Raw genomic sequence first — 20,469 nt, 5'->3', positions numbered from 1 at the left:
AACATTGTTCGGCTCCCTTTCGTTTTGGAAAATCCATATTCGGATCCCTAGCGTTCCATGCCCCATAGCAAGTTCGGTTGCTCCCCCATTTCCAATTCGAGCACGCCGCCCTTTAGCAGTTCTTTGGCAGGAAATTTAAACGAACGCAGTGGACGCCCGTTGAGCCGTGCGGATTGCACATATTTGTTCTTTTTGGATGCCTTGTTTGCTTTGACGACAAATTTCTTGCCCCTTCCGTATCGCTCCCCCAAATCGATGCTAATTTCGGGATAAAGCGGACTGCCTATCTCATAAACGGGATCTACCGTACAACCGCCATCTGTCTGAAACAGCCCCATGGCCGCCATTATAAACCAAGCACTCATCTGTCCCTGATCTTCATCGCCCAAGTAAGCGTTGTCCATCTCGAAACCATAATATCGATCCAAAATGGATCGGGACCAGCGTTGTGTTTGCCACGGTTGACCAACCCAATTGAACAAAAACGAAAAATGCATAGATTGTTGGTTTCCCTGCACAACCGGAAAATCCCAGTATTGATCTCCCGGGGCATTATAGCGCCAAGGCTCGCTTGATTCAAATCCCCACGTTAGCCGTGTGATAAACTGGTCTACTCCTATGCGGTTTGCCAGGGCAGGAATGTCTTGCGGCACGAAATACGTCAGTTGCCACGCGTTTCCTTCCACATAATGATGATTGGCACCTGTTTTAAACGGGTCAAATGCCCGTTCCCAATTGCCGTTGCTGTAGCGCAGATGCGCATAGCCCGTCTCGGGATTGATCGCATGCTTCCACCAGTTTCCCCGATCCGCAAACAATGCGTAATCGGATTCCTTGCCCAACGCCTTTGCCAATTGCGAAACCGTCCAGTCGTCGTAAGCGTATTCCAATGTATTGGAAAATCTGCCGCTGTCCGCTGGTACAAATCCATACTTTAGATAAACCGCTAAGTCACGATTACCTGCAAAGCCATCGCCTACTTTTTCCGGCAGTGTCGTCTGCATCTTACGGACAGCCTGGTACATTTTTTCAACGTCGTAGTCCCGTATCCCCATCTGATACGTACTCACCAGTAACGGAATTTCATGTTCGCCAACCATGACCGGGATATATTCCATTCCGGCGGGCCCCTTAGCGAGCCATCCATGAGCGTCGTACATCGCCAGCTGGGACTTGACCCACCGCGACGACCACTCGGGTGCGACGAGGTTCCATAACTGGTTTAAATTCCAGAACGTATTCCAAAAGGCATCACACCCCAAGGCTACTCCATCGTTGTCCGTAAATTGTTGGACACGTTCTGCAGCATCCACCCATCGTCCATCGACATCAGAAAACGTGTTGCGGCAAAAAGCGCGATACATATTTGTATAAAAGCGTGTTTTTTCCCGTGCATCGTTCGTTTTAATGGCGACCCGTCCGAACAGGTCATTCCATGTGCGTACATTAGCTTTGACTACCGCAGAAAAATCCCAACCGAAAGGACGTGCCACCTCTTCTAACAGATTTTTCCTTGCCCCTTCCATGTCCACGTAGGATATGGCAGACCGAACTTGAACGACATTTTCCTTACTGGTCGAAAATTCCACAAAAGCACCAAATTTTGAAGGATCGGTCGCTGACACGATCGACTTCACGATTTGTTGTTCATCGATCCAACCACCCATTTTTTTTATATCCCTGTCGAAGTCGATCACAAAAAACAGGGTATACTCCTGATCAGCATCAGTAGACCATACACCTTTCGAACGTTGTTTGCTATAGCCTTCAATACGACGTTTTCCTACCTTCCGGATCTCTGCCGACAGAATATCGTAATCGTACTCCGTAGGGATTTTCAAGTCGATCATGATCCGCGCATCTTTGTCCGTTGGATAGGTATACCGCTGAAAGCCACAGCGTGTGGTCGCAGTCAGCTCGGCCTGTATGCCGTAGTCCGTTAGATCCGCACGATAATAGCCTAATGAGGCCACCTCCGTCCGCTTATCGATTAGCGAACGATAACCATTTTTATGCACAAGCTCCGACTGGTCTCCGATATCTGTCCGCAGTAGTCCGTTGACGGGCATAATACCTAAACCACCCATGGTCCACTCGTGCACATGACTAAAGGTGCCTACACTCTCGAAGGACGGCTCATAACCCGCCTGCCATCCTGCATTTTGATTATCGGGACTTAATTTCACCATGCTAAAAGGCATCCATGGACCAGGAGCAATCATCCATCGCGAGTGTGCAGCACCCAGTCGCGTATCCACATAATCTGCCGATGTACGTTTTTGCTGCGGACTTCGGATAATTTCTCCCTCTTGTAGGATTTTTCCGTCTGCCCGAACCACATACGTGCTCTTCGTTTCCTCCGAAACACTCGGCATAGGCGCTTCCAAGATGTACCGGCCCTGCTCTAATTGCTGTTGCAAAATGTTCTGCCCATCTAGCGTAACCTGAAGCATTGGCGAACCTGAAAGCCGCTCCGCATCGATCAAAAGTGGTTGAACGGGCGCATCACGCCCCGCGATTTCGTAGGAAGCGGCCTCTACCTGTCGAAGATATACCTCCGAATTAACCGGTCGAAGCACAGCCTGCCCCGTACTACTTTCCAATCGCATATCATCGAAGATTAACCAAGATCCTTCGAGTACTGTTAAACGAATAGAATTTGAGCCATTTTTTAATGTTCCTAAATCAATAGGAATTCGAATCGTGTGATTTACCGACTTACTAAAGTCGCCTTCTAACGCGCCACCGCCACTCCCCTTAGGCAGCAAAATCTTTGTCAGCATCCCATTGATGGAGATTTTCAGAAATGGAGGAGATTGCAAATCTCGATCAAGTGCATCAATAATCAAATAAAATTGGTCGTTGTGGTTGACGTTGTCCAATTGGAATAACACGTTCAGAAAATGTGTTCGTAATCCAGCCGTGTTGCTTGTCCCGCCCCATGCATCCGCGGGGCCTGGCAAAATATAGGGCCAGTCCCGTCCTATTTCCGAGTATCCTACCAGAAAAAAACGATCTTCCCAGCCGAAATCTTCTTTGAGAAAATCTCGGTAGCTTGCTGGGGCTAATGCAAATTCCTTGATACCCTTATCGGGTTCACCGATTTTCCAAATAACACGCGTTTGCGCGAAAATTGACGCCAATGCTATAAAGTAAGTCCCGAAGAACAAGAAAAATTTGGTATAAGTCGCTCTACTCATCATGCAGTCCTTTAATCTATCAATCTATTTCGGTTAGTATTTTTCAAAACAAATGTCCATACATTTACAAAAAAAACATCAAACAAATGTATAATTTATTTTATGCTATAAAAAAGAAAAAACGTCCAATAGTATTAAAACGCATAAAACAACAAGACATTATGAACTTTTCTTTTCGCATATAGAAATTTAAACCTATGTTTGTATTGTATATACATATATTCTAAAATTGATCATGAGCGTATCCAATTACGATAAATTTCCAGCGACAACATTGTCCGGTTACATCCGACTCGGATGGGACAACATCCTTCCTGAATTCGAACGGCTGATCCGCAGCCATGGTCCCGTCCTAGCTGTGGAAACATACGTGGGAATACACCTGTCAGAAATTGTAGAGGCACTTCGCCAGTTAGCTCCAGACCTGCTTCTGCAGACGCCAGATCTATTTAAAACAACTTCCGACGTGGAAACGATGACGCAGCGGTTCGTGACCGATGATCCAATTTTCGGGTACCGGAGTTCGTTAACGTTATCCGACTATTTGGATGAAAAAAAGGTAGCGGAAATCGAGCAGCTGTTGAGGGACACGCCAGACCGAACCGCAGTTATAATTGGACCGGGAGCATCACTTGTCGCACCACCGTTTGCGCCCATTATCTATGCCGATCTCGCCAGGTGGGAACATCAACAGCGTATGAAAAACAATGCGGTAAGCGCATTGGGCATCGATATTCGGGACACAGGGTTCTCCAACCAACACAAACGGGCTTATTTTAACGATTGGCCAGTCTGTGACGCGCACAAAAAAACACTATTTGACCGCGTCTCCTATTGGCTGGATACACATGTCCCTACCCAACCTAAACTGATCGACAAAGCCACGTTCTTTGAAGGGATTGAGCGTACCGTAAATAAACCTTTCCGCGTGGTCCCTTACTTCGCCCCTGCCCCGTGGGGGGGACAGTGGATGAAAGAAATGTTCCATCTCGATAAGGACGAACGCAATTATGGTTGGTGCTTTGATTGCGTTCCCGAGGAAAATAGTCTTTTATTTGATATCGACGGCGAACGCTTTGAGTTACCATCGATCAACCTGGTCTTTCTTCGAAGCAGAGAATTGCTTGGAGAGCCTGTCGAATCCAGATTTGGACAAGAATTTCCTATCCGATTTGATTTCTTAGACACCATGGGTGGCGGCTATCTTAGTTTCCAGGTACATCCGACAACCACTTTCATTAAAGACCACTTCGGCATGTCATACACACAAGATGAGAGTTATTACATGATGGAAGCGAAGAAAAATGCTACGGTTTATCTCGGTTTAAAAAATAGGGTAAACCGTGATGCAATGGCCTCGGATTTACGCCGGGCAGCCTGCGGAGAATTGGTGTTTGACACGGAAAAGTATGCAAACAAATGGCCGGCAAAAAAACATGATCACTTTTTGATCCCGGCCGGTACCGTGCATTGTTCCGGTCCAGAAGGAGTTGTATTGGAAATTAGCGCTACACCCAATCATTTCACGTTTAAAATGTGGGATTGGGGGCGTGTTGGACTTGACGGAAAGCCCAGACCGATCAATGTTGAACGCGGTCTACAGGTAATAGATTGGAACAGAGATACTACCTATACGAAAAACCAGCTATTCAATGTGATTAGCACGATCGACGAAGGCGACGGTTGGAAAGAAGAACGCACAGGACTACATCCCAATGAGTTTATTGAAACCCGACGCCACACTTTCTCTACCAAGGTTACCCATCGCGGGAATGGTAGCGTACACGTCCTGAATCTCGTGGAAGGAGAAGAAGTTGTCGTCGAAAGCGACACCCAAGCTTTTGAGCCGTTTGTCGTGCATTATGCGGAGACCTTTATTGTCCCTGCACAGATCGACCAATACAGCATTCGGCCGTGGGGCAAATCGATCGGCAAGACGTGCATGACATTAAAAGCATACATTCGCTTTTAAAGCAGTTTCTGGCCTAAAGTGCGAGATCTGGAATGAACACGTCGGATTTCGCTCGTTTTTTGCTCCCGCCTATAACTTGGGTTTAGATTTGGATCGACACGATTTAATTCTGCTCATTCAGAAAATACAGTTATATTTGGTAGACTAGAGAAATCTGTCGCTTAAACCTTCGCTAGTTACTAACAATTATAAGCTATGTATAATATCGTGTACAAATTACTTCTTTTTTTTTCGGTATGGAGCTCGTCGGCGTTTGGCCAAGCTTTGCGTGTCAAAGACCTGCAAGTCGAGCATCAACAAAATCCCATGACCGTCGAAACGGCAAAGCCTCGTTTAAGCTGGAAACTGGATACAGAAATCGCAAATACCGTGCAAACGTCCTACGAGATCCGTGTCGGAGAAGATAAAGAGCAGCTACAGGCCAATAAGTGTATTTTATGGAAAATACGCACGGAAAGCGATCAATCTATCTTAATTCCTTACGCCGGTCCTGCATTGAAACCCAATACTCGGTATTACTGGCAGGTTCGTGTTACCGACAACCACCACAACACCTCCGCATGGAGTTCTCCACAGTTTTGGCAGACTGGTATTAAAGCGGAAGGATGGCAAGCGAAATGGGTTACAGTGCCAACTCCTGATACGATCGCTGCTAGCCCTATGTTTCGGAAAACATATGGAATCAATAAAGAGGTTAAGCACGCAACAGCTTACATATCCGCACGCGGTCTCTATGAATTTTTCATCAATGGACAACGTATCGGGGACGATTTCCTGACTCCAGGTTGGACAAGCTATCATAAACGCATGCAATATCAATCCGTTGATGTGACGGAACACTTGCAGCGGGGAAACAATACATTGGCGGCTATTTTGGGTGACGGTTGGTACAAAGGACGTATCGGCTTTACGAACCAACGCGCCTTCTACGGAGACACCCGGGCACTTTTGGCGCAAGTCCATATCACCTATACCGACGGAAGCCAACAAGTCCTTGGCACGGACGGTACATGGTCAACCGCATACGGTCCTATCCTCGCGTCGGATATTTATGACGGGGAGATTTACGACGCCCGTAAAGAAAAGGAAAACTGGTTATTTCCGACTTACGCCGAAGATCGTGATTGGAAACCGGTTAACGTTGTAGATTACGGTTACACCAATCTTGTCGGCACCCAAAGTCCGGGCGTAAAGAAACAAGAACGATTCCCAGCCAAAGAAATAAAACGCACGCCAAAAGGAGAGCTGGTGGTTGATTTTGGCCAAAACTTGGTGGGTTGGGTGGAAATCCGGGCCAATGGTCCATCCGGAACAAAAATCACGATAAGCCATGCTGAGGTTTTGGATAAAGCTGGAAATTTTTACACAACGAACCTCCGATCGGCTAAACAACAGAATACCTACATCTTGAACGGCGCCAAAGATCAGGTGTTTGCACCGCATTTCAGCTTTCAGGGCTTCCGTTTTATTAGACTCGAAGGATATTCGACCGAGCCCAACCTTGCGGATATAACAGCAGTTGCTCTTTATTCTGATATGCAAAAAACAGGTACTTTCGAAACATCGCACCCTCTACTGAACCAGTTACAACACAATATTACCTGGGGACAGAAAGGAAACTTTCTTGACGTTCCTACGGACTGTCCGCAACGGGACGAACGTTTGGGCTGGACGGGAGATGCGCAAGCTTTTTTTAACACCGCCGCATTTAACATGGATGTCCGCGCTTTTTTCACGAAATGGATGCAGGATGTGAAAGCGGATCAATTGCCCGATGGGAGCATTCCGTTTGTCGTCCCCAACGTCCTAGGGCCGAAGGATGCCGGTTCCGCTGGATGGGCGGATGTAGCAACCATTATCCCGTGGGGTATGTATTGGAGCTACGGTGACACGGGCATTCTCCGCGATCAATACCCCAGCATGAAAGCGTGGGTAGACTTCATCAAATCAAAATCACCGAAAAACCTGTGGAATACAGGGTTCCATTTTGGTGATTGGTTATTTTATCGTCCCGATGACGACAACGACGGACGAGCCGCTGTGACAGACAAGTACCTTATTGCACAATGTTTTTATGCACATTCAACGCAATTATTGATTCAAGCTGCGCGTGTACTAGGATATACGGCCGACGAACAACAATACACCCGTCTATTACACGATATTAAAAACGCTTTCCAGCATGAATATATGACAGCGACGGGACGATTGGTTTCTTCCACACAGACTGCTTATGTGCTGGCATTACAGTTTGATATGCTTCCGGAAAATCTTAGGCAACAAGCTGCAGAGCGGCTCGTCGACAATATACGCACTTACGGGAACCATTTAACTACTGGTTTTCTGGGGACGCCTTATCTCTGTCATGTATTAACCCGATTCGGGTATACAGACGTCGCCTATGACCTACTACTGCAAGAAACCTATCCGTCATGGCTGTATCCCGTAAAAATGGGTGCGACCACTATTTGGGAGCGCTGGGATGGCACCAAACCCGATGGTTCCTTCCAGACTCCAAGCATGAACTCTTACAACCATTACGCCTACGGTGCGATTGGCGACTGGATGTACAAACACATGGCTGGAATCCAGGCGGCGGAGGCCTCGTATAAAAAGATAAGGATCGCTCCGAAACCAGGACCGGGAATTACATCTACCGCATCTACATTGGAAACGCCTTATGGAGAGGTGTCCTCCTCCTGGCGAGTCGAAGGCGGGCAATTTTCTTTATCGGTGCGCGTTCCACCCAATACGACTGCAACCATTCACTTGCCGGAGAATGTGGAACAGACGGTAAAAGAAATTTCAGTAGGTTCTGGATCTCATCAGCTAAAAGCGAAAATATCCAGCAAGTAGTTTTGGTTCATGTTCATGTACACATTATCTTGTTTAACATTTCTAATTCCGATGGGAATGTCTATTTTTAGACGATCATGACAGAGGTTACCTGCGCAATCATCGAACATAATGCCTGCATATTGATCTGCCAGCGGTCGGCACATATGAAACTTCCCGGCAAATGGGAATTTCCGGGCGGAAAAGTCGAATCAAACGAGAGCAATGAAATGTGTCTAATTCGGGAAATAAAAGAGGAACTGGGCTTAGGTATATACATAAGAGAACCGTTAACACCAACCGTATATACCTATCCGGATTTTTCTATTCGGTTGCATCCTTTTATTTGCACATGGAAAGCCGGTCAATTGCAATTGGTCGAACATAGTCAGGCAAAATGGGTATCGCCAGACGAACTATTCCAATACGACTGGGCTGCAGCCGATATACCTATTGTTCAGGAATATTTGCTCAAACAACCGCTGTCGCCTTCATCCTGTGGTAAACAACGATATACTTAAAAAACGATGAAAGAATCACATTTCTCCCTCACCGGTCGCCTGAAAAGCTTTCAGTATGCGTTAGACGGACTTAAAACCTTTTCCAAAGAACACAATGCGAAAATTCACCTATTCGCGAGCCTGCTTGTCATTGCACTGGGATTAGTACTGCCTATGTCCATGTACGATTGGATTGCCATAATTTTCGCGATAGCATTGGTGCTTATTTCGGAGATGTGGAATACGGTGGTCGAACATATCGCAGACTATCTCACCACCGAACGGGATCTACGTATAAAAAAAATAAAAGACATAAGTGCAGCTGCCGTATTAGTATCGTCCATCGTTGCCGTTTGTATTGGTATCACGATATTTTTACCAAAATTGATGCTTCTATAACCCTACCCCTGTGTGTTAAAATTTGTTAAAAAACATGCGCAAGCATAAATTGGCATCTAATTTGAAAAAATCTAGTAATTCATAATTTAGGTTAATAATTGGTTAGTTAGTAAACTCGTAAAGCTCCCCGCTTTACGAGTTTTTTGTACGGGTCTGATCCGTCGATTCTTTAGCGTAATATTACCGTGACAATTTCATATTGGCATTTGTATTGCACTATAGAGACATATTTTTAGGTTTAATTGGTTAGTTTAATAAAACTCCTGATGCGGTGAACATCAGGAGTTTTTTTTACAGCACCGGACGCACTTTATACAATTTTATCGAAGGAATATGTATGGAGTGGTTCGGAGTCCGTTGATAGATTGTGTGTGTCCACCAGCTCTCTTCCGCCTTCGTAAAGACGATACGAGCAGACGACGGATCATAGTGAACAGACTTAATATGCTGCATACCGTGTAATGGCTTAAACGGCAAGAAAGCCCGCTGATGTATATTGTATAGAAAAACGCCGTGGTGTGTAGTGACTAGGAGTTGCTTGGAATTTACCCTTGACAAATCGTGCCCTCCTTCATCGGGAATAGTGACTACGTCTTCCTGTACCAGCACGGTATCTGCACTTGAAATAGACAACCGATATGTTCGTAAATCCTGATAACCCAACACAAAAAGGCGTTCTAAACCGGCATGCCAAACCACACCGTGTCCCGAATATAAGCTATCGCTATCGACGCGTTTCTCCGACTTCGAAAGATCATACAATTCCACACTGTTTCCTTTGGGGTGTGTCGAATTCGCTACGGCCAATAAATTAAAAGGAAGAAGTTCCGCAGAATGAGCCATCGGCGTTTGGGCGTAAAAAATGATCTTTTTCGTTGCAATATCCAAAACACATGTAGCACCCCCTGAGGAAGTTAGCAGAAGTTGCGTATTGTCTCGAATAGGTTTACATTCGTCGAGCGGAACCAATAATCGCCTATACATAGCTGGAAGTTCTGCGACAGACTCCTCGACTTTCCATTTCCATACAATGGTGGATGAATCGTTCCCACGTTCGGGATCGATGACTATGACCTGATCGTCTCCACATGCTACTAACCATCCTTTGTCTAGTTTTTCACGTGTTTGTGCATATAAGAGGCCGTTGATCAAAATGAGGGCAATATATAGAGCGCATCTTTTCATGGTTGTAGATCTTATTGATTACTGTATCAATAAATAAAATTAAAAAAAATGTAGTGCTATACAATATCTTGAATACAGAAACGTTTTATTAATAAATGAAGTAATTTTTAGATGTTATGTTGAAGTGACAAACATCTTCACGATAAATGCTTCGTTGTGGTTTCCGAAAAGAATGAGCAAAGGGCTCATTCGAAAAAAGAAACACAGAAACGGAAAAAAAGGAAGTCAAGACAACGGAGTATGAAAGGGTTTAGAAAGTTCTAAACCCTTTCGCCTTTTTCTGGGTTTTCTACGAGAAAGCGAAAATGAAAAAGAAGGATCGAACCGAAACTTGAGCGATTGGCAACGATACGCATTTACATCTTTTCTACGGATACCCCTTGCTGCATGCCAAAAGTAAATTTCGATCTTTTACTGACGCCTGAACGCCTGGGAGATATTCTTAAGTGCAAGTATCTGTACCATAACTCCAAGCACGGTTGGAATATCTCAATTAAAATTTTATTAAAAGCTATTTTACAAGGACTTATAAAAACAAACCTTCATTTGCAGCATGCTGTTTATCATGAGCAGCGTATGCTGGAAGGTGTCGCACATTGCTTCGTAAGCATTGCACATACGTTTGTTGACATAACCTGCATGCAGTGCGACAAACAGCTCACGTTTGTCCGCTCCGCGCCTATGATTCGTGCGCGAACAGCTTATGTTGGGGAATAACAGGTCACATTGCTCGGCAATACAATAACGTTGGTCTATAAACCGCTTATACATATTCATATTGCAGTCATGTTGTGCGACAATACATGTGCGCAATGCCGGCGAAGCAATGTGCAACCATTCAAACATGGTGCCGTTTGTCGTCAACATAATGCTGCAAATGCCGAGCGCATCCTGCTAGAAGCCTCCCATTGATTGCACTCGACACAACATGTATCATTGATTCCACCGGCATGGGCGTCCTACTTTTTATCTCCATGCAGTGTGCCGTTGTTCTATCCTTTTTTGACCATTGAGGGATGTGTTAAGCCGTTTGTAAGACCGGATCAAAAAAAAGCGCCATAAGTTAACGCTGGGAACAACCGGAAACGGCCTGCTGAGAGTTCGGATGGAGACAAATGCAGATGCAAATAAACGTTCCCGATCGCATCCGATATAAGGCGTTGCCGACAGGCGACCGGATCCAATTAAGCCTGCTTCGGAATGGGAGTCCAAGATATCTGGACTTTTTCCCATAGAATTCCAAATGAAAAGCGCCAGATGTATACTGAAAATCGTTGGAAGACTAAAAATGAACGTTCCGAAAGCAGAAGGTATTGGTTGAACCGCCATTACCATTAGAAACAATACCCCTCCTAGATTCACCTCAAGCACCGACGGCGAGCATCAAATGATAACAAAATTATTACTTATTCAATTCTTGGTGAATTGAATTTATATATGTAACTTTAAATGCATTACATTTCGATTTACACAATTATTTGTGTTCTATTATTTAATAGGTGGTATAATTCCCTGTCCCATACAGGGAATTATTGTTTTTGGATCACTCTATTTTCATAGCTTATAGAATACTGGAACATATAAACAATCACCATTCTGCCCGATGAACGTCGTTGAACGCTATGGCATTGACAATGCCTCGTGTATTGTTAAGACAACGCCGTCGTACTTCTTCCTATCTGGTTCCACGTACAAAAGATCAAATCGTCCCCGCGGAGATGGGTTTTCTATATGCGATCGCAATATTTGATAGTCAAAACGTTCAATAGCGGGCTCCCACTCTTCTTCTGTTTGTGGGAGTATAGGCAGAAGTTTATCAATAGCAAATAACGGCGAAGCATCGATTTTTTGCTTAGACCGCTGCGCAAAAATAGTATCACCCACTACCTGTACCACACGAAGCCATCCCTCTGGTAACCCGTTAATACTTTGGCCGTCCACGTTGGCAAAGTAGGATACAGCATACAGTTGCCCCGTTTTTATATGCGTCAGTTTTTCTACGGTGTGTGCTATTTTCTCTTGGCTATTATTGCGTTCTATATTGGTCTTGATGCTAAAAATAAGACTACTGATGGCGACGGCAGCAGCAACAAAAACGAAACCTTTCCACAGCTTGAAAAACGGAATTGGACATTCTTTCTTAAACGCCTTGATCGTTGCTTTCAAGTCCTTCGAATAGCGAGTCGTATTTATTAGATTACCTCGCACATCATACACACGTGACATTTTGACAAGCCCTCCGCCGAAAGGCAAGCCTAGAAATCGACGCGCCTGTGTCACAATCTGCAAGGTATAGGGCTTCGTTTCCATATCATCTTTTAATGTTGCGGAAATCTCTTTCTCGCCCAGCACATAATCGTAAATAGTATAAATAAAGAACATATATAAAAAGTAGATAATTTCTGAAAGATGCCAAATCTACGAAAAACGCGAAATTCTTGCACAAAAAACAGAAAGTTTAATAAACAACTATTTACGACCTAACGATCATCGTCAAATTATCTCGAATGACAACATTTGTTTTTGAATAAGAATATAGATAATTTAGATTGTTTTAGCGTGCATCTTCATACAAGATCACCGAAGCAGATAACTATGCATAATTTATTTTCATGAAAAGAATACTAACCATTGCTTTACTTGCCAGCGCCCTAGTCGCACAGGCCCAGCATCGAGAGACGCGCAAGATTGCCGCACCAACAGCCATTTCGGTCGCTACTTCTATCGAAACCCGTTATGTACGTTCAAACCGTAACGAAGTAGTCGTTGAAGTGGAGAACCCAGATCACTTAAAAAAATTGGAAACTGTCGTAGAAGACGGGGAATTGAAAATTAGGTACAAACCCTTGTCAAACATCCGTACGAAAAAGTCCAACAAAGTTACCGTATACTCCAGCGGAGAGCTCACGGATATCGAAGTATCTTCAAGCGGATCACTTCGGATAGAAGATGCCTTCCGAGTGTCGGCTCTAGACATTGAGGTATCATCTTCTGGGAAACTTTTTGCACAGGATATCGTCGCAGAGAAGACTAATGTAGAAGTCAGTTCATCTGGACGATTTGATGGGCGCATAAAAACCGGACGATTGGATCTCGATTGCTCAAGCTCAGGACAGATAAATCTACTCGGTTCTGCAGAAACGGCCGAACTGGAAATCACGTCCTCCGGCGCAGCAAACCTAGGACAAATGCCTATCGCTTCAGCCTCGATCGAAGTAGGCTCTTCAGGATCTGCGACGGTAAACGTATCGGGTAAGTTGACGGGCAGTGTATCTTCTTCGGGAAAAATTGTACATATCGGAACGCCCAAGACCATTTCCGTTGACAGGTCGTCGGGGGGCCAAGTGGTAAAAAAATAAGGTTCTACATCGCCACTTCAGCGAAACGAATCTCCAACAATTGCACTATTGTTCTAGCAACTCCATGCAGCGAAAGCGAAGCGATCTATCGAAACTTAACACCTGTTTTTAGGTGGATGTCCATCGGAACATCGCTTCGCCGTCGCTTCGAGAGACGAACATCTGTGGTTTACCATCCTATTCCGTAATCCTCTCCGTTATTACTGCTTCCTCCCCAAAGGGTGCCATGCCGTTCGTCGAAATAAATCGCATTGATCGGCCCACTTGTCCGCTCGCCAAATTGTATGGTGTATCCCATTTCCTGTAGTCGCTCCACCACCTCTTTAGACGTTTGTTTGTGCAACAACAGACTACCTTCTCTCGGCTTCCTATCGGTTATTTTCGTCCCCCCAAGTGATAGCCAAAGTTGGTTACTGTTTATATTAGCCGCTTCACTCGCCTCTTGTGGCTTCATGCCGAATTCCACGACATTCAGAAAAAACTGAAGCAGGTTTTGGTCTTGCGTATCTCCTCCCTGCACAGCAAAAGATAAAAATGGCTTTCCATTTTTGAGCGCTAGGGTTGGCGTCAGCGTAACACGCGGACGTTTTCCGGGCTCCAATGTATTAAAAGGATTGAGAAGTGAATCCAGCACAAAACTTTGCAGTCGTTGGCTCATCCCTACCCCCGTCCGCCCAGCGATACAGGCGGGCAACCACCCTCCACTCGGAGTAATGGAGACCACCCACCCTTCTGCGTCTGCCGCCTCTACACTTGTTGTTCCGCGCCACAGTCGATCCATATAAACGCTATCAACTGAAATCGAGGCTACCCTTTCGTAAATACGCTTTCTCTTTGGAACTACCGTTGAAGCCGCGTCGTGTTTAGGCACAAAATTTTCTTTTTTTTCTGTAGTTGGAAGCACTAGCCTCTCCCGTTCGCGGAGTAGGTTGTGGTACGGGTTCACCTTACCTTCAAATGGGTACGGGTCGCCCGGCATTACGGTCGGATTATTTCGGTTTGGATTAATTGTCGCGACACGCGCTTTTGCATACTGTTCGCTTAGTAGCCCTTCTATTGGAGCTCGAGGTGTAAAATGTGGATCTCCGTAATAGAAATCACGATCTGCAAAAGCGAGGTTCATCACTTGATATAAGGTATGGATGTATAACGCCGAATTATAGCCCATTCCGCTCAAATCAACTTGTTTTAACATCTGTAACGCTTGTAACATAACCGGTCCTTGTGTCCATTCCTGAAGCTTATAAACCTCGACCCCTTTATAGGTGATATGCAATGGTTCCTCCTCGACAGGCTTCCAATTCGCAAGATCATTTTTAGTGATCAAGCCCCCTTGTTCTTGGCTTCCTCGTACAAATTCTTCGGCGATATCTCCGCGGTAAAATCGATCGAAAGCCGCCATAATCGCCGCTTTACGATTCTTTCCGGCAGCCAGCGCCCGCTGTTCCGCTTCTACCATTTTTTGTAACGTCCTGAGCAGATCTTCTTGCACGAAGATTTCACCCGCGTGGGGTGCCTCTCGTTCTTGACCCTCATGCACCAAAAACACCCGTTTGCTGTAGGGCCACTGCTTAATCCAGTCTTTTCCCCGCTCAATACTATTTGCCGTCTGTGCATCTATGGGGTAGCCTTTAGCCATTTCCATGGCGGGAGCTAATACATCTTTCAGGCTCTTTGTTCCATATTCGGCCAGCATATGACAAAGCCCCCCGGGTGTTCCTGGAGTAACCGCCGCCAACGGGCCATATTCTGGCGGAAAATCATATCCCTTCTCTTTAAAAAATTCAGCCGTAGCTCCTTTCGGAGCCACGCCGAGCGCACTGATACCAATAACTTTTTTTAATTTCGGATGATAAATCAAAGCCTGTGTTTCCCCTCCCCAACTTAGCACATCCCACATTGTGCACGTAGCGGCCAACATAGCGCATGCAGCATCAACAGCATTACCACCTTGTTGAAAAAGCTGCGCTCCCGCTGTGGCTGCCAGGGGTTTCCCAGTGATAGCCATCCAGTGTTTGCCATGCAACGGCGGTTTCTGCGTGCGCTGCGCACGAGCGTGGAGACTGGACATGCACCATAAAAGTAGAGGCACACTCATATAAAAAAGGGCAAAACGGTTCGATTTCATAGCCATGAGTTTTATTTGGCAATTTACGGCTTTTCGTGAATTACAAAAGAAAAACACAGGCCTGCGGTTTAGTCGACATATTTTTTTAGAACCGACATCCGCTTATATCAGAAACATATCGTCGCGACCGAACCAATATGGTTCCCAACAGGTTTAAATACGCCTGGTATCACCGATTCTCTATTTGACTCAGCAAACGACGTCGCGCTATAATTTTTATTTTTCAGCCATTAAGCCGAAGCAATTGAATTTGTTGGATAAAGTACGTTTATATGCCGTAAAATGATCCCCGACAACAGAAAGTTGTGGGGATCGTTTTTTTTAAGCGTAACACCGGATTTCGAAAACGCGTGCGTAAGGATCTCCATGCGTTTTTTTGGCAGTAAGACGAATTCGGTCCACGCGGATCGATTCGGTTTCATGAACTATCTTTCGTAAAAAATTGTCTCGAACCTCCTCCGTTTTTATAACCTTCTCGCCTAACAAGTATTCGAGCGTATAATCACAAATGGTTTCTGGTTGCGGTCCACGCACCTGTCGTTTCATGGTACCATTTTCTCCAGATAGACGCAAATGACGGTTCAACCCGGTGTCAAATGTAAGCTCTACCGTGCGTATTGTACGGGGAGCAGACCAACGCAGTTCAATGTGCGCATCTCCGGAGCGAAGGTCGCCACGCCACTGATGACTATGGCCGTCCTGTATGTCCCTATTGACACCATCAATCACCTTTTTAGCTTCAAATCCTGTAGATTCGGAGGATGCTTTAACCACCGCTTCGCGCGCTAAATCTTGCTGGTCGGCATTTACCACTCCTAAAATGGCTTGATCTTGCCGCAAGAGAAGCTGTTGGTAGTCACGCAATCGTTCTTTAGTGTTAGCCAAATTGGCCGGGGTAATCCGATGCTTGACACAGTATGCTACGGCGGTTCCGATTGCCTGCCCAAGTGTAGCACATGTAGCCATGACACGCGTAGTCGACAGCGCCACATGGGTCACAGAAATATTTCGTCCGGCCATCACGAGGTTATCGAAAGATTTGCTATACAGACTTCGTAGAGGAATCGAGTAAGGCCCCTTCAAAGGAATCGATCGAAAAGGACTCAGCGAGGTGTCGTCCATGCCCGCTGGCAGATGGTCATCCAATGGCCACCCACCATATGCGACGCGATCTTCAAAGTTTTTTTGTTGAAGGATATCGTTTTGGGTTAAAATGTAATCACCCACAATACGCCGACTTTCGCGTTTCCCTGGAATAGCACCAAACCAAGACAACGCCCAGTTTGCTGATTCAGGGTGATTTCCAGAATTCTTAATATAATCCCAAACGCCGAATACCACCCCCATCAGATCGTGGCGTATTTTTTGACCATCGTGAACAATATTCTCCAGTCCGCCTAGTTCAATCCACCAATAACCATACTCGAACGAATGAATTTTTCGAAACTTGAAATCTTCGAAGTCATACTTTCGTGCCCACGTTGGCGCCTTAAAGGGCATTTCCCGATCGTGCTCCGATGCCATAAATAACAAGCTATTTCCCATGGTAATATCGTCTCGTTTTTCCAACCCTAACGGTTCGTTGAATTCCGATTTAGCCTCCCGTCCCCGCATAAACTCTGCTCCTGCCAATGCCGCCAGTGTGCCATCGCCCGTGCAATCTGCATAATACATAGCTTTTACATGATAAATTTCCTCTGTTTGTGAACAATACGCCCGAATGCCTTCTATGTGCCTCCCCTCTGTCTTCACATCGTATAACATAGTATCGAACAATAGCGTAATATTCGGGTTCGACAATACCTTGTCATACAATACATAATCAAATATTTCCCACGAACGCTGTGGATTGATATATGCTTCTGTCAGCATCACTTCCTCGAGAATCCCGGTCTCCCGCCATACCTGGTTAAGTGCCGTAGCCCCACAGATGTGCATACGGATCTCAGAACTTGCATTTCCGCCCAAACGGGAACGATTTTGAATAAGTACAACTTTCAGTCCGTTGCGTGCTGCGGCTAACGCAGAACAGAATCCCGCCATCCCTCCACCCGCAACCACGTAGTCCGTTTCGATATGTCGAACTGAAAAAACTGGCTGTTCGGCAGCCTCATTCTTATCCTCTTCGATCCCCGAAATATGCTGTGCAAAAACAGGATCAATAAGGAGTGTACCCGACCCGATTCCCAGGGCCTTCAAAAAGTCTCTTCTATTGTTTTTCATGATGTATAATTTTTTGAATAAGTTTTTTATGTTTTTCTGTAGCCTGCTCCGAGCGGGTAAAACGATGCAACAACCGCTTCGTATCGTTGTTGGCATGCGCAATCATCTGCAACACTTGTGTGACCACATGGGGCTGTAGTTCGCCCAATCGTGCCAGCACGTCGTTATATTTATCAGGATGGTTCCAAAACGACATATCCAAGGCTTTGATGGCGTAGTGGGGTACGTACGTATCCTTTGCAAACAGCAACCGCCGGATGGCCATCTCGTGCATTATCCGATCCTCTTCAGATAAATGATGCAGGAAATATTCTTGATAAGGTGCATAGTCCGACTTCGCGAATACGACATCCCATGTTCGTTCTACATAGTGTTTGTCCAGATAGTGACGAAGCATCCCGCGGATGGGGCCTTGTACGAGATGCCAAAGTGTGTAAACCGTATATAACGCTCCTGGAACAGTTGCGTCAGCAAATAATGGAGACGTGGGACGAGTCACAGCGTCCACCTCCTTCGCATACTTTGTTCCTTGTTGATCCAACAGGTCTTCCACCCGATAGTCCCGCAACACAGATAATGTGTCGTTTAAAATCTGTTGTAAACGGCTGTAATCCTCCGCAGCAAAGTAAGCATGATCAAATTTGGTAAACGACGTCCCTGTTGCCGGCTTGTAATGGTGAAAGTTTCCTAGCAAATCCCAATATAAGTCTACTTCGATAGGTAAGCAGACTTGATCATTGCAGACATTCGTCTTCAGCGCTGTAAAAAAATACAAGTGCCCCTCACCCTCATCCTTCAGAAAAATGGGAAAAGACAGCGTATCGTTGACTGTATACATGAAAAGGGAGTCAACGGCGGGAGGTTTGTTTTCGCGTTGCTGTGCCGTTACTGAAAAACTAGAAAAGCCCATAAGATACCCCAACAACGACAATAGACACGCGAGGGCATTATTTCTTCGTATGGATATGCGAACTGACATAGTTTAGTAGTTAGGATTTTGCTTCAATCCGCTGATTTGTACTTCTGTTGTCGGAATAGGCCAAAGGTATTGCTTCCGTGCATCGAACTTCCGAACCGCGATCTGCTTGATGAGGCCTTGGTTATAAAAGGCACTAAAATCAGCTATTCCATCCGTATCGATAGGGGGAACTTCCGGCAGGAACCACTTACCGGGAGTAACTACTTTGCTAACTAAATCCGCGGGATCCAACAAACCGAAATTTGCCTTGTTCAGGACTTTTTCGGCAAGTTTCCAACGAATGATATCCATGTAGCGCAATCCTTCTAAAGCAAATTCCATACGTCGCTCTATCCGGAGTATTTTCCGCAGTTCTTGTTGATCTTGATCAACAACTTTTGGGTAGTCCAACGACGATACATCAGTTTTGTAAGCTCTCGCTCTGACTTGATTTATGGCGTCGAGCACGGATGCGTCAATCTCGTTTAATTCGATCTTGGCCTCTGCGTAGAGCAATAAGACGTCGGCATAACGTATAATAACATTATCTGCTTCTATTCGCCAAGAATTCAAGAGCCAGTCTTGATCAACTCCCTTTTTCCATACCAGGCCATTAAACGAAGCATATGGAGCATTGGCTCTGTTGTCGTTATTAACCACTTGCTGTCCTGTAGATATTTTCAATGTTTTCAACGCATGCGGATGAGGATTGAAAATATAATCTAAGTGCGGCTCTTCAAATGCCGCAATTGTTGCTTTGCATCGTGGATCTCGGTTTTCGAACGGTTTTGCTGGATCAAAAAGATCGGATTCATCAATTGGCTTTCCATCCGAGCAGGTAAAAGCAAAGAGCAGGTCCCAAGATGGATTTGCTTGTGCCCACCCGCCATTGTTTCGTGGAATATACACTTGTCGTCCCCCTAGTGCCACACCAAGCTCAATCGATCTCGGTAGTGCAAAGACAGCTTCCTCTGAATTTTTTGTTTTTGATAAAAAAAGCGTAGAAAAATCGGGATGCAATTTGTACAAGCCGAGATCGATACAGGATTTTGCAGCATCCTTCGCTGTTTCATAATCCTCCATATACAACGCTATACGAGCTTTCATAGCCAATGCAGCTCCTTTCGTTGCCCTTTTCAGTTCGCTCGAGCTGTACGCCTCTTTTAGGTGTTCACTCGCAAAATCAAAATCTTCATAAATTTTTTGCAGTACGACCGACGGTTCCGTCTGTCCTAGCTTCAATGCCTCTTCAATATCTAGTGTCTTTTCGGTATAAACGACGTTCCGGTAATGGCTCAACAATGTAGAATACATGCAAGCACGTACAAATCGGGCCTCCGCTACATACCGATTACGTACACTTTCCGATAATTTATCAGCCGCACGAGATACGCCATCTATAGTGATATTGGCGCGCGAGATCGCTTTATAAACGTCCTTCCACCACGTAGCAATAAACTCGGTTTGGCTATTTATGGTCGCATCGGTTATCGGCGTCAGCCCATCCCGAAACATCCAATCGTCACTCCATTCGTCGGCATCCTTTTTCCAAAAAACCTCCCGATAAAGGTCATTTAAAGACATGTCCAATTCTTCCTCATTGGAATTCCAGGTTTCACTTGACCCTTGGGACAGGGGATTCAGATCTAAAGATTGGCAGGAGCTTAGAAGCAAAAATCCTGCTATATATATACGACTTATCTTCATAAC

Annotated in this window: 13 protein-coding genes; 6 read left to right on the top strand and 7 right to left on the bottom strand. The window is 45.4% G+C overall.

Annotated features, from left to right (window positions below):
* Positions 1–47: 47 nt before the first annotated feature.
* Entirely contained in the window at positions 48–3,203 is a 3,156-nt protein-coding gene (locus ACFSR5_RS01775) for a GH92 family glycosyl hydrolase (protein WP_380900086.1), read from the bottom strand.
* 232 nt (positions 3,204–3,435) lie between these two features.
* On the opposite strand from ACFSR5_RS01775, the gene ACFSR5_RS01770 reads away from it, so the two are divergent.
* The 4 genes from ACFSR5_RS01770 (at position 3,436) to ACFSR5_RS01755 (ending at position 8,906) form a co-directional block, all read left to right on the top strand.
* Positions 3,436–5,172, top strand: a complete 1,737-nt coding sequence (locus ACFSR5_RS01770; protein WP_380900084.1) for a class I mannose-6-phosphate isomerase — start codon at positions 3,436–3,438, stop codon at positions 5,170–5,172.
* 195 nt (positions 5,173–5,367) lie between these two features.
* A complete protein-coding gene (locus ACFSR5_RS01765; protein WP_380900082.1) occupies positions 5,368–8,028 on the top strand; it encodes a family 78 glycoside hydrolase catalytic domain in 2,661 nt (886 codons plus the stop codon).
* Between the two features lie 77 nt (positions 8,029–8,105).
* Positions 8,106–8,528, top strand: coding sequence for a (deoxy)nucleoside triphosphate pyrophosphohydrolase (locus ACFSR5_RS01760; RefSeq protein ID WP_380900080.1), 423 nt, complete (start codon positions 8,106–8,108; stop codon positions 8,526–8,528).
* Between the two features lie 6 nt (positions 8,529–8,534).
* Positions 8,535–8,906 (top strand): diacylglycerol kinase family protein, encoded by a 372-nt coding sequence (locus ACFSR5_RS01755; RefSeq protein ID WP_380900078.1) that lies wholly within the window; start codon positions 8,535–8,537, stop codon positions 8,904–8,906.
* Between the two features lie 291 nt (positions 8,907–9,197).
* On the opposite strand, the gene ACFSR5_RS01750 is transcribed toward ACFSR5_RS01755, so the two are convergent.
* Complete coding sequence (locus ACFSR5_RS01750; protein ID WP_380900076.1) at positions 9,198–10,091, bottom strand: DUF6528 family protein; 894 nt, start codon at positions 10,089–10,091, stop codon at positions 9,198–9,200.
* Positions 10,092–10,478: 387 nt separating this feature from the next.
* On the opposite strand from ACFSR5_RS01750, the gene ACFSR5_RS01745 reads away from it, so the two are divergent.
* Positions 10,479–10,808: a hypothetical protein gene (locus ACFSR5_RS01745; protein ID WP_380900074.1), complete on the top strand. Its 330-nt coding sequence runs from the start codon at positions 10,479–10,481 to the stop codon at positions 10,806–10,808.
* Between the two features lie 903 nt (positions 10,809–11,711).
* On the opposite strand, the gene ACFSR5_RS01740 is transcribed toward ACFSR5_RS01745, so the two are convergent.
* Entirely contained in the window at positions 11,712–12,473 is a 762-nt protein-coding gene (locus ACFSR5_RS01740; protein WP_380900072.1) for a hypothetical protein, read from the bottom strand.
* 230 nt (positions 12,474–12,703) lie between these two features.
* On the opposite strand from ACFSR5_RS01740, the gene ACFSR5_RS01735 reads away from it, so the two are divergent.
* Positions 12,704–13,450: a GIN domain-containing protein gene (locus tag ACFSR5_RS01735; protein WP_380900070.1), complete on the top strand. Its 747-nt coding sequence runs from the start codon at positions 12,704–12,706 to the stop codon at positions 13,448–13,450.
* Positions 13,451–13,619: 169 nt separating this feature from the next.
* Here ACFSR5_RS01735 and ACFSR5_RS01730 read toward each other — a convergent pair whose 3' ends face one another.
* From ACFSR5_RS01730 to ACFSR5_RS01715, 4 genes are all read right to left on the bottom strand, one after another.
* Positions 13,620–15,578 carry a gamma-glutamyltransferase family protein gene (locus ACFSR5_RS01730; protein WP_380900068.1) on the bottom strand — a complete coding sequence of 653 codons (1,959 nt, stop codon included), beginning with the start codon at positions 15,576–15,578 and terminating at the stop codon, positions 13,620–13,622.
* A gap of 321 nt (positions 15,579–15,899) precedes the next feature.
* Positions 15,900–17,801 (bottom strand): FAD-dependent oxidoreductase, encoded by a 1,902-nt coding sequence (locus ACFSR5_RS01725; RefSeq protein ID WP_380900066.1) that lies wholly within the window; start codon positions 17,799–17,801, stop codon positions 15,900–15,902.
* The gene (locus tag ACFSR5_RS01720; RefSeq protein WP_380900064.1) at positions 17,788–18,780 is read right to left on the bottom strand and encodes a hypothetical protein; all 993 of its coding nucleotides are present in this window, start codon (positions 18,778–18,780) and stop codon (positions 17,788–17,790) included. The genes ACFSR5_RS01725 and ACFSR5_RS01720 overlap by 14 nt, the downstream gene beginning before the upstream one ends.
* A gap of 3 nt (positions 18,781–18,783) precedes the next feature.
* Positions 18,784–20,466 carry a RagB/SusD family nutrient uptake outer membrane protein gene (locus tag ACFSR5_RS01715; protein WP_380900062.1) on the bottom strand — a complete coding sequence of 561 codons (1,683 nt, stop codon included), beginning with the start codon at positions 20,464–20,466 and terminating at the stop codon, positions 18,784–18,786.
* Positions 20,467–20,469 lie beyond the last annotated feature (3 nt).

Origin of the sequence: Sphingobacterium suaedae, from assembly GCF_042684625.1 — a bacterium.
Lineage (GTDB): Bacteria > Bacteroidota > Bacteroidia > Sphingobacteriales > Sphingobacteriaceae > Sphingobacterium > Sphingobacterium suaedae.
This window is presented reverse-complemented; position numbering and strand designations above follow the sequence as displayed.